Below are 14,364 nucleotides of genomic sequence, written 5' to 3' on the forward strand. Positions count from 1 at the left end.
ACGCCCCCTGTAGCGTCGAGCTTGCTCGACAGCTGTTGATTTCGCGCCAAGCACCGTCGAGCAAGCTCGACGCTACCCAAGCAGGATCATGCCTCGCCGGGGTAACGACTCACTTCGATCAGGTTGCCATCCGGGTCGCGGAAGTACACCGATTCGATCGGCCCCAGCGCGCCGGTGCGTGCCACCGGCCCCTCCTCCACTGCAACGGACTGCGCCTGCAGGTGGGCCAGCACATCGGTCGTCGCCGTGCACGTGACCAGGCACAGATCGGCGCTGCCCGGCGTGGGTCGCAACGCATGCGGTTGCAGCGGGGCGCTGGCCGGATGCAGGTTGATCTTCTGCTGGCCGAACTGCAGTGCGGTGCGGCCCGCGCCGAAGTGCACGACCTGCATGCCGAGCACGCGCTGGTAGAAATCACAGCTGCGTTCGATGTCGGCGACGGTGAGGACCAGATGGTCCAGGCGTTCGAGATGGATCATGCCCGCAGCGTAACGCTGCGGACATGGACATGCTGTGCGGGATCGGGCCGATGGCGTTGCGGCGTTGCGCCGGACATCGCCTGATGCAGCTCAATCGCCGATGCGTGCCTTCTGCCAGGGGCCCAGCATGGCGTTGAGCAGGCTGGCCTGTTCGTCGTCGCCGGTCAGCTCCCACATGAAGACGCCGGCCAGGCCCTGCTCGCGGGCGAACTGCGCACGCAGGCCGATCGAGCGCGGGTCTTCATAGCTGATGAAAACCTTCTGCTCGGCGTTGTACAGCCACGGGCTCTGCGCCTGTGGTTGCCAGTGCTTCGTCCAGCCCGGCTGGTCGAGATAGCGCGCCTTGATCACGCGCCAGTCGCCGGCATCGGCCGGTGCACTGTAGGACTGGTACAGCCCATCCGGCGCATCGCCGGTGACCTTGAAGCCGCGCCCGTAGAACGGCACACCCAGCACCAGCTTGTGGGCTGGCACCCCGCGCTCGCGGTAGTACTGCACCGCGCCGGCAACGTTGTTCCAGCGCCGCAGTTCCGGCGCCAGCGGATCGGTCGGCACTTCATGCAGGGGCGCATTGAACGTCGACACCGCCGAGAAGCCGGTGCCCATGTCGTAGCTCATCAGGTTGATGAAATCGAACACCTTGGCCAGCGCCGGCAGGTCATAGCTTGCGGCTGGATCGTAGGGGCCATCGGTCTGCAGGCGACCGGCGGCCAGTGCGGCGGTCAACAGCATCGGCTGCCCCGCCTTGCGGCCATGCGCATCAAGGGCCACGCGGAACGCCTGCGCGAGCCGGGTCAGATTGGCGCGGTCCTGCGGGCGGTGTGCCAGCTCCTTCGGTCCGCCACTGACCGGGAACTCCCAGTCGATGTCCACGCCATCGAAACTGCCAGCATGACGATCGAAGAACAGCGCCATGCATGAGTCGACCAGGCGCTTGCGGCTGCCCTCGGTCAGCGCTGCATCGGAGAATCCACCTGCCCCCCAGCCACCGATCGAGATCAGCGTGCGCAGATGCGGGTGCGCCTTCTTCAGCTCGGCCAGCGCCGCGAAGTTCTTCGGCGCTTCCGCGCCGATCGTGCAGCGCCCGTCCTGGATGGTGGAGAACGCGTAGAACAGATGGGTGAGGCGCTCGGCCGGAATGCTCGACACCGGGTAGCGCTCGGCCGAACCACCGGGGTAGTAGGCACCGAAGATCGGCGGCTGCGCGGATGCCGCATGCACGGCAATGGGCAAGGCACCGGCAATCAGCACGGCAAGGGCAGCCACAGTCTGGCGGAACATGGGATCTCCCGGTTCGAAGGCGCAGCCACGTTAGCAAACGGAAGGGGTTGTGGGACGGTTGTCGTGGCATGTCGTCCAGTGGACAAGTGCATCCCGCCGGATGACGACAACACGCCAGTCATGCAACGACCCTCATGCACTGCAGCAGGACACACGCCGACGCCGCCTTCGCGGGCTCGCGCATCGGCTAAGGTAGCCGCGGACCTGCAACCGCGCATGGACATGAGCACCGACCACGACAACCTCGACGACGGCGACCTGCTGGACGACGAAACCCTCGACGAATGCCAGGCCCTGGAGGCACGCGCCTACGCCGCCTTCCGAGAGGGCGACCTGCAGCAGGCGGTGGCGCTGTTCGGTGAGCTGATCGCACTCGCCCCCGAAGTACCGTACCTGCATTACATGCGCGGATTGGCGCACAAGTACCTGCGCGACTGGGCTGCCTCACTGCAGGACAACCTGCAATCGGAGCAGCTGCGCGGGGAATTCGATGTCGCCACCGCCTGGAATGCCGGCATCGCGGCCACCGGCATGGGCAACTGGGCCGAAGCACGGCGCCAGTGGGCCCGCTGTGGCATCACCCTGCCCGAAGGCGAGGGCCCGATCGAGGGCCACTTCGGCGTGGCCTGCGTGCGCCTGGCGCCATGGTCCGACGCCGAGGTGGTGTACATGAGCCGCATTGATCCGGTGCGTGCACGCATCGACAACGTACCGCTGCCCGAAAGCGGCTTCCGCTTCGGCGACATCGTGCTGCACGACGGCGCATCAACCGGCCATCGCACCTACGGCGAGCGCCAGGTGCCGGTGTTCAATGCCATGCAGCGCCTGCAGGCATCGGACATGGCGACCTTCACCGTGTTCGTGCAGTGCGATTCGGCCGATGACATCGCTGCGCTGGAGGCAATCACCCTGCCCGGCATCGGCATGGTCGAGGACTGGACGGCTACCGTGCGCCGGCTGTGCCGCCGCTGCAGCTACGGCACGCCGCACCAGCATGGTGATGAGGCGCCAGATGAAGACCAATGGAGACGCGAACGTGACCTCGGCGTGGCCGCACAGGGCCGGGCTGCGGTGGAAAAGCTCATGGCGGTGTGGGTCGCTGCAGCCCCCGGCCGGGTGCTGGAGGCCATCGAACAGCGCGAGCACCCGATGAGCGACCCGGAGCCAGGCCAGGTCTGGTGGCTGGGTGAGGACGAAGAAGACGCGTAAGTGCAAGGACCAACGGTCCTCATCCACAGGATTCCAGGCAAAGAAAAAGCGGGCCGAAGCCCGCTTTTTCAATTCAGCGATTCCAGAAGCGTGTCAACCAAGGTTGACACCTACCGTAATCGACCGGAGGTCGATTACTCGGCGCTGGCGGCGTCGCCTTCTTCCACGGCCTTCATCGACAGGCGGATACGGCCCTGCTTGTCGACTTCCAGCACCTTGACCTTGACCACATCGCCTTCCTTCAGGACGTCGCCGACCTTCTCGACGCGATCGCTGGAGATCTGCGACACGTGGACCAGACCGTCCTTGCCCGGCAGGATCGTGACGAACGCACCGAAGTCCATGATCTTGGCGACCTTGCCTTCGTAGATGCGGCCCGGCTCGACGTCCGAGGTGATCTGCTCGATGCGGGCCTTGGCGGCCTGGGCAGCGATGGCGTTGACCGAAGCGATGACGATGGTGCCGTCGTCCTGGATGTCGATCTGGGTGCCGGTTTCCTTGGTGATGGCCTGGATGGTCGAGCCACCCTTGCCGATCACTTCGCGGATCTTGTCCGGGTGGATCTTGATGGTCAGCAGGCGCGGCGCGTAGTCCGACAGCTCTTCACGCGGAGCGGTCAGGCCGTGGGCCATTTCGCCCAGGATGTGCAGACGGCCAGCCTTGGCCTGCTGCAGGGCCTGCTTCATGATCTCTTCGGTGATGCCTTCGATCTTGATGTCCATCTGCAGGGCGGAGATGCCCTCAGCGGTACCGGCCACCTTGAAGTCCATGTCGCCCAGGTGATCTTCGTCACCCAAAATGTCGGACAGGACGACGAAGCGCTCGCCTTCCTTGACCAGACCCATGGCGATACCGGCAACCGGCGCCTTCACCGGCACGCCGGCGTCCATCAGGGCCAGCGACGAACCGCAGACCGATGCCATCGACGAGGAACCGTTCGACTCGGTGATTTCCGAGACGACGCGGATGGTGTACGGGAAGGCTTCCAGCGACGGCATGACAGCCAGCACGCCGCGCTTGGCCAGGCGACCGTGGCCGATTTCGCGGCGCTTCGGGCCCATCATGCGGCCGCACTCACCCACCGAGAACGGAGGGAAGTTGTAGTGGAACAGGAAGTTTTCCTTGTACTCACCGGCGACGGCGTCGATGACCTGGCCGTCACGGGCGGTGCCCAGGGTGATGGTCACGATGGCCTGGGTTTCGCCGCGGGTGAACAGCGAGGAACCGTGGGTACGCGGCAGCACGCCGGTCTTCACGGCGATCGGGCGGACGGTGTCCAGCGCACGGCCGTCGATGCGGACCTTGGTGTCCAGCACCGAGTCACGCATGGTGCGGTATTCCAGCTCGCCGAATTCCTTCGACAGCTCGGCCGGGTTCCAGCCTTCGGCGGCCACGCGGCCAGCCAGGGTTTCGACCACGTCCTTCTTGATCGCCGAGATGGCGTCACGGCGCTGCAGTTTGTCACGCACCTGGAAGGCTTCGCCCAGGCGCGGGCCGATGGCTTCCTTCAGGGCGGAGATCAGCGCGTCGTTCTTGGCCGGGGCTTCCCAGGTCGACGGCTTGGTGCCGGCTTCGACGGTCAGCTCGTTGATCGCGTTGATGACCTTCTGCATCTCGCGGTGACCGAAGGTCACGGCGCCCAGCATCACTTCTTCGGACAGCAGCGCGGCTTCGGATTCAACCATCAGCACGGCGTTGGAGGTACCGGCGACGACCAGTTCCAGCTGCGAGTCAGCCAGTTCGCTGACGGTCGGGTTCAGGATGTACTCGCCGTTCTTGTAACCGACCTTGGCAGCGCCGATCGGACCCATGAACGGGGTGCCGGCCAGGGCCAGGGCAGCGGAGGCACCGATCAGGGCCGGGATGTCGCCGTCCACGTCCGGGTTCAACGACATGACCGTGGCGATGATCTGCACTTCGTTCTTGTAGTCTTCCGGGAACAGCGGACGGATCGGACGGTCGATCAGACGCGAGATCAGGGTTTCCTTCTCGGTCGCACGGCCTTCACGCTTGAAGAAACCACCCGGGATACGGCCGCCGGCGTAGAACTTTTCCTGATAATCGACGGTCAGCGGGAAGAAGTCCTGGCCTTCGCGCGCGCTCTTGGCGGCGACGGCGGTGACCAGCAGTACGGTGTCGTCCATCTTGACGATGACGGCGCCGCTGGCCTGACGGGCGACTTCGCCGGTCTCAAGCGTGACGGTGTGCTTGCCGTACTGGAAGGTTTTGGTGATTTTTGCCACGGAGGGTGTCCTTGGGGATGCTGTCTGCGAATTTGGACCGTCGGCGACCCTTGCCGCCAGCGGGTGGCCGGATCGTTCCGGCCTGAATCGGGGATTGCGGTACTACAAAACAAAACCGCGGCGCATCGCTGCGCCGCGGGGGATTCGTTGCTTAGCGACGCAGGCCAAGCTTCTCGATCAGGGCCTTGTAGCGCTCGACGTCCTTCTTCTTCAGGTAGTCGAGCAGGCTGCGACGGCGGTTGACCATCTGCAGCAGGCCGCGGCGGCTGTGGTGGTCCTTCTTGTGGGTCTTGAAGTGGCCGGTCAGCAGTTCGATGCGGGCGGTCAGCAGCGCAACCTGGACTTCCGGGGAGCCGGTATCAGCCGAGCTGCGCTTGTTGTCTTCAATGACCTTCTGGGTGTCGATCGACATTTCTTTTTCTCTGTGATGCGTGGCCGGCAGGAACGCGCTTCGCGCACCGCCAGGCTCGCCGTGGACTACGAGGATGAAACCTGCGCCAGGCAGGCTGCCGGAAAACGGCCGCGAAATTGTAACGGTCGGGGGCTTCCGGGACAAGGACCGGGGCTGAACCGCCCGGGCCCGGTCAGAGGTTGAAACGACGCTGCGGGGCCAGCAGGCCGCTCTCGTCGACCTGGCCCAGGCCCTGGACAGCGTCGTCCGGACCAAACACCGCCACCAGGCCACGCGGCCAGGACAGATCGCGCTGGCGCTGGCCGACGCAGAAGCGGTGGGCCTGGTCGGCATCGAGGTCGACCCGCGGGTATTCAGCCAGGCCGGCCGCCAGCGGCAGCAGCAGCGCGTCCATGCCGGCCTCGTCGCCCGCCTCGACCATCGCCCGCAGCTGGTCCAGGGTGACCATGGCAGGCTCGCGGAACGGCTCGACCCAGAGCCGGCGCAGCGCGCTGATGTGGGCGCCACAACCCAGGCTTTCGCCGAGGTCGCGGGCCAGGCTGCGGATATAGGTGCCGGAACCACAGGTCACGCGCAGCCGCAGCCGTTCCGGCTGCTGCTCCAGTACCTCGATGGCATGCACCTGCACCTCGCGTTCCGGCGCTTCGATGACGTCACCGCGGCGGGCCTTCACATACAGCGGCTCCCCACCCTGCTTCAGCGCCGAATAGATCGGGGCACGCTGGCGGATGTTGCCGGTCAGCGGCACCAGCGCCGCCTGCAGGGCCTCGGCACTGATCGCCGGCACCGGCCGCTGCAGCAGCACCTGGCCTTCGGAATCGTCAGTGTCGGTGGTCTGGCCCAGCATGATCTCGGCGTCGTAGGCCTTGGCCGAGCCGAGCAGCAGACCGGCAATCTTGGTCGCCTCGCCGAAGCACAGCGGCAACAGGCCGGTGGCCAGCGGATCGAGGCTGCCGGTATGGCCACCCTTTTCGGCACGGAACAGGCGACGGGCCACCTGCAGGGCGGCGTTGGAGCTCATGCCGGTCGACTTGTCGAGCAGCAGGATGCCATCCAGGCGGCGGAACTGAATTCGGGTCATGACAGGATTTTGTAGAGTCGAGCCATGCTCGACTGCTGCAGCGCGGTCTGCATCAGACATCGCGCAGCCGGAATGCAACAACGCCGGGCATGCCCGGCGTCGCGCGGTTATTCTTCGTCGCTCTCGCGACGCTTCTCAGCGGCCAACGTATCAGGCAGATCGCGCAGGATGTTGTCGATGTGCTCACCACGGTCGACCGAGTCGTCGTAGTGGAAATGCAGCTCCGGCACGTGGCGCAGCTTCATCGCACGGGCCAGGTCCATGCGCAGGCGATAGCCCAGCTCCTTCAGGCCGGCCACGGCTTCAGCCGAACGTTCCGGCATCAGCGCGGTGACAAATACCTTGGCATGAGCCATGTCGCGGGTGATTTCCACGTCGGACACGCTCACCGAGGGCAACCCGTGCTCGCGCACGGCGTTGTGCACCAGGGTGCCGAGTTCACGGCGCAGCTGGGCGGAGACACGGTCGGTTCGATGGAAAGTCTTGGGCACGCGGTCGGGCTCTCGATTCAAATGTGACCCGACCAAGGTCGGGTCCTACCAGGAGGAGCGGCCCGACCTTGATCGGGCCCCACCAGGGGGCGGACCGGCCCGTGAGGGCTGGTCCGTTGCAGCAATTACAGGGTGCGCGGCACTTCGATACGCTCGAAGCACTCGATCTGGTCACCCGGCTTGACGTCGTTGTAGGCCTTCACCGCGATACCGCACTCGGTACCGTTGCGGACTTCCTCGACGTTCTCCTTGAAGCGACGCAGCGATTCCAGCTCGCCCTCGAAGATCACCACGCTGTCGCGCAGCACGCGGATCGGCTTGTTGCGCTTGACCACGCCCTCGATGACCATCGAGCCGGCCACGGCGCCCAGCTTGGAGCTGCGGAAGACGTCGCGGACCTCGGCGATACCGATGATCTCTTCGCGGATCTCCACGCCCAGCAGACCGGAAGCCACCTGCTTCACCTGATCGATCACGTCATAGATGATCGAGAAGTAACGCAGATCGACGCCGTTGGATTCGATGATGCGACGGGCCGAAGCGTCCGCACGCACGTTGAAGCCGATGACGGTGGCCTTCGAAGCGGCCGCCGAGTTGGCGTCCGATTCGGTGATGCCGCCCACGCCGGAGTGGATCACGTTGATGCGGATGTCTTCGTTGGACAGCGCGACCAGTGCCTGGCTCAGGGCCTGCACCGAACCCTGCACGTCGGCCTTGATGACCAGGTTGAGGACCTGCTGGCCCTCGCCCTTGCCCAGGGTCGCCATGATGTCTTCCATGCGGCTGCCGGCGGTGGCGACCAGGCGCGATTCACGGCGCTTGGTCTCACGCTGCTGGGCAACGTCCTTGGCCAGGCGCTCGTCCTCGACGACCACGAAGTCATCACCCGCTTCCGGCACGCCGGACAGGCCCAGGACCTGCACCGGGATGGACGGGCCGGCGAACTCCGGCTGCTTGCCGGTTTCGTCGAACAGCGCACGCACGCGGCCGTACTGGATGCCGCACACCAGGTAGTCGCCCTTCTTCAGGCGGCCCTGCTGCACCAGCACGGTGGCGACCGGGCCACGGCCCTTGTCCAGCGACGATTCGATCACCACGCCCGAAGCGCGGCCTTCGTCGACGGCCTTCAGTTCCAGCAGTTCGGCCTGGATCGAGATGGCGTCCAGCAGGTCGTCGATGCCCAGGCCGGTCTTGGCCGAGATCTCCACCATCTGGGTGTCACCACCGAAGTCTTCGGCCACGACCTGCTCGGACAGCAGTTCGTTCTTGACCCGCATCGGGTCGGCGTCGGACTTGTCGATCTTGTTGATCGCCACGATCAGCGGCACACCCGCCGAACGGGCGTGCTGGATCGCTTCCTTGGTCTGCGGCATGACGCCGTCATCGGCGGCCACGACCAGCACCACGATGTCGGTCAGCTTGGCGCCGCGCGCACGCATCGAGGTGAATGCCGCGTGGCCCGGGGTATCCAGGAAGCTGATCACGCCCTTCGGCGTATCCACGTGGTAGGCACCGATGTGCTGGGTGATGCCGCCGGCTTCGCCGGTGGCGACCTTGGTGCGGCGGATGTAATCCAGCAGCGAGGTCTTGCCGTGGTCGACGTGGCCCATGATGGTGACCACCGGCGGACGCTGGGTGGCTTCGCCCTGGTTTTCACCGGTCGAGGCCAGAAGTGCGTCTTCGGCGTCGTTGTCGTTGGCACGGATCGCCTTGTGGCCGAGTTCTTCGGTCACCAGCGCGGCGGTGTCATGGTCGATGGACTGGGTGATGGTGGCCATCACGCCCATCTTGAACAGCGCCTTGACCACCTCACCGCCCTTCAGCGCGAGCTTCTGCGCCAGGTCGGCCACGGTGATCGTGTCGCCGATCGCCACTTCACGCACCACCGGCGCGGTCGGACGCTCGAAGGCGTGCGGACCTGCATTGTTGCCACCGCGCGACATGTCGCGACGGCCACCGGCCTGGTTACGCCCGCCCGGACGACCACGGGTGTTGCTGTTGTTGCTGTTGCCACGGCGCGCGCGGTCGGCAGCCGACAGGTGCATCTGGCCGGCGAAACGGTCGCCCGGGCCACGCTCGTTGCGCGGCGCGCTGCGGTTGTTGCGGTCGTCGTTGCGCGGCGGCGGCGGAGCGCTGCGCGGCGCAGCCGGAGCGGCGGCCGGAGCACGCGGCGGGCGCGGCGCGGTTTCATCGATAGGAGCGCGCTTGGGCTTGCTGGCAGCCAGCGCCTCGGCAGCCTTGGCGGCGGCCGCAGCTTCCTCGGCGGCCTTCTTCTCGGCCTCTGCGCGTTCCTTGGCCGCAACCTCTTCCTCACGGGCACGGACGATGGCTTCGTCGCGCAGACGATCCTTCTCGGCCAGGGCCTGCTGTTCGGCAAGGTTGCGCGCACGCGACTCTTCCAGCTTGCGCAGGATGTCGGCGCGCTCTTCGTCCGGGGTCATGGCGCGAGCACCATCCTTGACGTAGGTACGCTTCTGGCGCACCTCGACATTCACGGTCGTCTTGCTGCGACCGGAACTGACCGTCACTTCCTGCTGTTTCCGGCGGTTGAGCGTGATCTTCTTTGCAGACTGATCAGTTTCTTCCGGGGCCTGCTCGGGCTTGCCGTGCGAACGACGAAGGAAGCCCAGGAGCTTCACCTTCTCGGTGCTGGTCACGACCTGGTCGGGACCGCTGAACTTCATGCCGGCACCGGCCAGCTGTTCCAGCAGTTTTTCGACCGGCGTGTTGACCAGTTCGGCAAGCTTGCGGATGGTGGTTTGCTGCGACATTCGGATCCTATGATCTTGTGGGCGCCCCCCCGCATCTGGAGGTGGCGCGGATTCTACGCCCTGAGCGGCTCAGGGCCCTGTTCATTGCCGGCTCATTCGCCGCGTTCCAGTCGGGCGATCTCCTCGGCACGTGCGGCCAGGATCAGCGCAGCGGCGCGCGCCTGATCCAGCCCTTCGATGCCGAAGTCCATGACCTCGTCGGCGGCCAGGTCGGACAGGTCCTCACTGGTGCGCACGCCGTGGCCGGCCAGCGCATACGCGGTGGCTTCGTCCATGCCCTTCAGGGACAGCAGATCCTGCGCCGGCTGGCCGTCTTCAAGGCCTTCCTCGACTGCCAGGGCCTCATTGAGCAGCGCATCGCGGGCACGAGCGCGCAGCTCTTCGACGATGTCTTCGTCGAAACCTTCCACGGCCAGCAGTTCGCCGACCGGGACATATGCGATTTCCTCGACGGTGCCGAAGCCTTCGCTCACCAGGATGCCGGCGATTTCCTCGTCCACTTCCAGCTTGTCCATGAACAGCTGGCGGGCCGAAGCCTGCTCGGCCTCCGACTTGGCGGTGACCTGGTCCTGGGTCATCACGTTGAGCTGCCAGCCGGTCAGGCGGCTGGCCAGGCGCACGTTCTGGCCGCCCTTGCCGATCGCCTGGGCCAGGCGGTCTTCGGCAACGGCCAGGTCCATCGAGTGCTTGTCTTCATCGACGATGATCGACTGCACTTCGGCCGGCGCCATCGCGTTGATGACGAAGTTGGCCGGGTTGTCGTTCCACAGCACGATGTCCACGCGCTCGCCATTGAGCTCGTTGGACACGGCCTGCACGCGCGAACCGCGCATGCCGATGCAGGCACCGATCGGATCGGTGCGCTGGTCGTGGGCGAGCACGGCGATCTTGGCGCGGTCGCCCGGATCGCGGGCGCAGGCCTTGATTTCCACCAGGCCCTGGCCGACTTCCGGCACTTCCAGCTTGAACAGCTCGATCATGAATTCCGGGGCGGCGCGGCTGATGAACAGCTGCGGGCCACGCGGTTCCGAACGGACTTCGGCCAGGTAGCCGCGCACGCGGTCACCGGCGCGCAGCACGTCGCGCGGAATGCCCTTGTCCTTCGGGATGAAGCCTTCGGCGTTGCCACCGAGGTCGACATAGATGTTGCCGCGCTCGGCGCGCTTGACCACACCGGTGATCAGCTCACCCACGCGATCCTTCCATGCATCCACGACCTGCTGGCGCTCGGCTTCGCGCACGCGCTGGACGATGACCTGCTTGGCGGCCTGGGCGGCAATGCGGCCGAAGTCCGGGTTCTCGATCTGCTCTTCGATGTAGTCGCCGACGTCCACGCCTTCGGCTTCATCGACGGCGTCCATCAGGCGGATCTGGCGGTCCGGCGATTCCATGACCACGTCATCGGCCACCACTTCCCAGCGACGGAAGGTTTCGTAGCTGCCATCCTTATGGTCGATGACCACGCGGGTCAGCACTTCCTCGTCGGGATAGCGCTTCTTCGCTGCCGAGGCCAGGGCGGCCTCGATGGCATCGAAGATCACTTCACGCGGCACGCCCTTCTCGTTGGCGACCGCGTCGACTACCAGCAACAGTTCCTTGCTCATTGGCTCACTCCGCGCGCGGCTTCTTTGCCGCCGGCTCGTTGGAAGAAGAATTCGTGTTCGGCTTCGGACGCTTCGGTGCCGGACCGGTCGGCTTGCTCGGGGCCAGCCCCAGCGCCACCCAGTCGGGCATGATCCGTGCCTTGTCGATGTTGTCGGCCGACACCACCACTTCGGTCTTGTCGACGATGAAGGTGATGGTGCCTGCGGCCTCGTCGGTCGCTTCGATACGGCCCTGCAGGCGACGACGGTTGTCCTGCGGCAGCTTCAGCGTGACCTTGGCCGATTCACCCTGGTGGCGAGCGAACTGCTCCAGGTTGAACAGCGGGCGATCCACGCCCGGCGAGGACACTTCCAGCGTGTAATTGCCGCTGATCGGGTCTTCGACGTCCAGCTGCGCCGACACTTCGCGGCTGACCCGCTCGCAGTCGTCGACATTGATGATGCGCTCGGGCTGTTCAGCCAGCGGCACGTCGATGTAAAGGCGCAGGGTCGCACCGCCGGGGGCCGGCAGATACTCAACGCCCAGCAGCTCCAGGCCCAGCGACACAACGGTCGGGGCGAGCAGATTCGCGATGTCGGTTGCCTTGTCGCTCACAGCCTGCCTTGATCTCTTGGTTGGGTGCCGGCCTTGGCCGGCGTGAAAACATGACGCCCCGGAAACGACAAAGGGCCCGCTGGGCCCCTTTTCCGGAAAGACTCCGGTGACTGGATTCCGGTTGCAACCTGCAGTGCCTGCCGGTTGCGGCCCTCCTTCCGGGTCCGGACTCCCGCCGGGAGGCCGCCTTCAGGGGTACTGCTAGGCCGCTGATGATAGCGGCTGCACCGCGCTGGTGCAAGGTGCGGACCTGGGGTCAGCTCCCTTTCCCGCGGAAAAGGGAGCTGACCCCGATCACGCAGAAGCGACGCAGCCACCCAAAGAAAAACGCCTTCGAAGCAGGACTTCGAAGGCGATCTCTTCACTTGGTAGCGGGGGCAGGATTTGAACCTGCGACCTTCGGGTTATGAGCCCGACGAGCTGCCAGACTGCTCCACCCCGCATCAGAAGCGGAATTATGAGGCATAACTTCAAAACCTGCAAGCCTTCCCTCATTCATCAAACCGGTTGGCGCCGATCTGAAGTTGGTAGCGGGGGCAGGATTTGAACCTGCGACCTTCGGGTTATGAGCCCGACGAGCTGCCAGACTGCTCCACCCCGCACCGGAAGTGTTTGAACTGCTGCCCTGCTCTCTTTCGAGGAGGGCTACCGCAACGATGTTCTGGCTGAACCGCTGCAGTGACAACTCAGGCTGCGCATATTACACGAATCGCGCAGCTTTGTGTCAACTTTTATGCAAGATGCGCAAATGCCTGCTGGCACCAGACCATGATCGGGTTCCAGGCCAGGCCCAGCGCCAGCAGCGCCAGCGCGTTCACGCCCAGCACCAGGCCCAGCACGCGGTCGTTGCTGCGCGGCATGGCCTCGCCCACCGGCTCATCGAAGTACATGACCTTGATGACGCGCAGGTAGTAGAAGCAGCCGACCACGGCACACAGCACGCCGAGGATGGCCAGCCACAGCAGGCCCCCGTTGACGGCCGCGCCCAGCACCGCCAGCTTGGTCCAGAAGCCCAGGAACGGCGGAATGCCGGCCAGCGACGCCATGATGCACAGCACCAGGCCGGCCATCCACGGGTTGCGGGCATTGAGGCCCTTGAAGTCCTCGATGTTCTCGGCTTCGAAACCGGCACGCGACAGCGCGATGATCGCGCCGAAGGCGGCGGTGGACATGATGGCGTAGGCCAGTGCGTAGAACAGCGCGGCGGCATAGCCCTGCGCGCCACCACCGGCGATGCCCATCAGCAGGAAGCCGATGTGCGAGACGGTGGAGAATGCCAGCATGCGCTTGAGGTTGCTCTGCGCGATGGCCATCAGGTTGCCGATGACCAGCGAGACCGCGGCCAGGCCGGCGATCAGCAGCTGCAGTTCGGTCGACAGCGGACCCACGCCCATTTCCAGCAGGCGGTAGGCCATGCCGAAGGCGGCCAGCTTCGGCGCCGAGCTGATGAACAGTGCGATCGGTGCCGGGGCACCCTGGTACACGTCCGGCAGCCACATGTGGAACGGTGCGGCACCCAGCTTGAAGGCGACGCCGGCGATCATGAACACCGCACCGGTGATCAGCAGCACGCGCTCTTCCGAATGCGGGATGGCGTCACGGATGATGTCCAGGTGCAGGCTGCCGGTGGCGCCGTAGATCAGCGACATGCCGTACAGCAGCAGGCCCGAGGCCAGCGAACCCAGCACGATGTACTTCATCGCCGCTTCCGAGGCCAGACCGTTCTCACGGTTGCTGGCAACCAGTGCGTAGGAGCACAGCGCCAGCAGTTCCAGGCCCAGGTAGACCATCAGCAGGCTGCCGGCCGAGACCAGGATCATCATGCCGGCGGTGCCGAACAGGATCAGCACCGGGATCTCGCCCTGGAACAGGTTGCGGTCACGCAGGTAGCGCCAGCCGTAGACCAGGGTCAGGCCGCTGAGCAGCACGATCCCGGTCTTCATCACGTCCGCGGCGGTATCGCGCACGAACATGCCATGGAAGACCTCGCCCTGCCCGCCCACGCCGGTGGCCAGCATGAACAGCACCACGGCCAGCGCAGCGAGCGAGAACAGGTGGGTGACGATCTTGTTCCGGTTGCTGACGAACAGGTCGAGGATCATCAGGGCGAAGGCGCTGCCGATCAGCACCAGCTCGGGAGCGAGCGGTGGCAGGTCAGCGGCGGTCAATGGCAGCAGCGGCGAGGTGGTCATCATCAA

At 65.5% G+C, this 14,364-nt stretch carries 11 protein-coding genes and 2 tRNA genes; 1 reads left to right on the plus strand and 12 read right to left on the minus strand.

What is annotated here, in order from left to right; all coding sequences use genetic code 11:
* Positions 1-86: 86 nt before the first annotated feature.
* Together MG068_RS14560 and MG068_RS14565 are read right to left on the minus strand one after the other, a co-directional pair.
* Positions 87-479, minus strand: a complete 393-nt coding sequence (locus tag MG068_RS14560) for a VOC family protein (protein ID WP_132810537.1) — start codon at positions 477-479, stop codon at positions 87-89.
* A gap of 90 nt (positions 480-569) precedes the next feature.
* The gene (locus MG068_RS14565; RefSeq protein WP_107432589.1) at positions 570-1,760 is read right to left on the minus strand and encodes a glycoside hydrolase family 18 protein; all 1,191 of its coding nucleotides are present in this window, start codon (positions 1,758-1,760) and stop codon (positions 570-572) included.
* Positions 1,761-1,976: 216 nt separating this feature from the next.
* On the opposite strand from MG068_RS14565, the gene MG068_RS14570 reads away from it, so the two are divergent.
* Positions 1,977-2,969 (plus strand): tetratricopeptide repeat protein, encoded by a 993-nt coding sequence (locus MG068_RS14570; RefSeq protein WP_107432588.1) that lies wholly within the window; start codon positions 1,977-1,979, stop codon positions 2,967-2,969.
* A gap of 134 nt (positions 2,970-3,103) precedes the next feature.
* Here the strand turns inward: MG068_RS14570 and pnp are convergent, their stop codons facing one another.
* The 10 genes from pnp to nuoN form a co-directional block, all read right to left on the minus strand.
* Positions 3,104-5,212 carry a polyribonucleotide nucleotidyltransferase gene (pnp, locus tag MG068_RS14575; RefSeq protein ID WP_121504563.1) on the minus strand — a complete coding sequence of 703 codons (2,109 nt, stop codon included), beginning with the start codon at positions 5,210-5,212 and terminating at the stop codon, positions 3,104-3,106.
* A gap of 151 nt (positions 5,213-5,363) precedes the next feature.
* Positions 5,364-5,624: a 30S ribosomal protein S15 gene (gene rpsO, locus MG068_RS14580; RefSeq protein ID WP_005410445.1), complete on the minus strand. Its 261-nt coding sequence runs from the start codon at positions 5,622-5,624 to the stop codon at positions 5,364-5,366.
* Positions 5,625-5,796: 172 nt separating this feature from the next.
* Positions 5,797-6,705, minus strand: a complete 909-nt coding sequence (gene truB / locus MG068_RS14585) for a tRNA pseudouridine(55) synthase TruB (RefSeq protein WP_132810538.1) — start codon at positions 6,703-6,705, stop codon at positions 5,797-5,799.
* Between the two features lie 107 nt (positions 6,706-6,812).
* Positions 6,813-7,196, minus strand: a complete 384-nt coding sequence (rbfA, locus tag MG068_RS14590; protein ID WP_005410447.1) for a 30S ribosome-binding factor RbfA — start codon at positions 7,194-7,196, stop codon at positions 6,813-6,815.
* 125 nt (positions 7,197-7,321) lie between these two features.
* Positions 7,322-9,967 (minus strand): translation initiation factor IF-2, encoded by a 2,646-nt coding sequence (gene infB, locus MG068_RS14595; RefSeq protein WP_032128650.1) that lies wholly within the window; start codon positions 9,965-9,967, stop codon positions 7,322-7,324.
* Positions 9,968-10,059: 92 nt separating this feature from the next.
* The gene (gene nusA / locus MG068_RS14600) at positions 10,060-11,571 is read right to left on the minus strand and encodes a transcription termination factor NusA (RefSeq protein WP_005410449.1); all 1,512 of its coding nucleotides are present in this window, start codon (positions 11,569-11,571) and stop codon (positions 10,060-10,062) included.
* 4 nt (positions 11,572-11,575) lie between these two features.
* Positions 11,576-12,166 carry a ribosome maturation factor RimP gene (gene rimP / locus MG068_RS14605; protein ID WP_005410450.1) on the minus strand — a complete coding sequence of 197 codons (591 nt, stop codon included), beginning with the start codon at positions 12,164-12,166 and terminating at the stop codon, positions 11,576-11,578.
* A 366-nt stretch (positions 12,167-12,532) separates the two neighbouring features.
* Positions 12,533-12,609 (minus strand) — tRNA-Met (locus MG068_RS14610).
* Positions 12,610-12,691: 82 nt separating this feature from the next.
* A tRNA-Met gene (locus MG068_RS14615) sits at positions 12,692-12,768 on the minus strand.
* Between the two features lie 129 nt (positions 12,769-12,897).
* Positions 12,898-14,358, minus strand: coding sequence for an NADH-quinone oxidoreductase subunit NuoN (gene nuoN, locus MG068_RS14620; RefSeq protein WP_049462729.1), 1,461 nt, complete (start codon positions 14,356-14,358; stop codon positions 12,898-12,900).
* Between the last annotated feature and the right edge of the window lie 6 nt (positions 14,359-14,364).

Origin of the sequence: Stenotrophomonas sp. ASS1, assembly GCF_004346925.1 — a bacterium.
GTDB classification, from domain to species: domain Bacteria; phylum Pseudomonadota; class Gammaproteobacteria; order Xanthomonadales; family Xanthomonadaceae; genus Stenotrophomonas; species Stenotrophomonas maltophilia_A.

Bases quoted from the DNA above. Each gene is read 5' to 3' on its own strand.
- MG068_RS14560 (WP_132810537.1), bottom strand. From the start codon at position 479: ATGATCCATCTCGAACGCCTGGACCATCTGGTCCTCACCGTCGCCGAC.
- MG068_RS14565 (WP_107432589.1), bottom strand. From the start codon at position 1,760: ATGTTCCGCCAGACTGTGGCTGCCCTTGCCGTGCTGATTGCCGGTGCC.
- MG068_RS14570 (WP_107432588.1), top strand. From the start codon at position 1,977: ATGGACATGAGCACCGACCACGACAACCTCGACGACGGCGACCTGCTG.
- rpsO (WP_005410445.1), bottom strand. From the start codon at position 5,624: ATGTCGATCGACACCCAGAAGGTCATTGAAGACAACAAGCGCAGCTCG.
- truB (WP_132810538.1), bottom strand. From the start codon at position 6,705: ATGACCCGAATTCAGTTCCGCCGCCTGGATGGCATCCTGCTGCTCGAC.
- infB (WP_032128650.1), bottom strand. From the start codon at position 9,967: ATGTCGCAGCAAACCACCATCCGCAAGCTTGCCGAACTGGTCAACACG.
- nusA (WP_005410449.1), bottom strand. From the start codon at position 11,571: ATGAGCAAGGAACTGTTGCTGGTAGTCGACGCGGTCGCCAACGAGAAG.
- nuoN (WP_049462729.1), bottom strand. From the start codon at position 14,358: ATGACCACCTCGCCGCTGCTGCCATTGACCGCCGCTGACCTGCCACCG.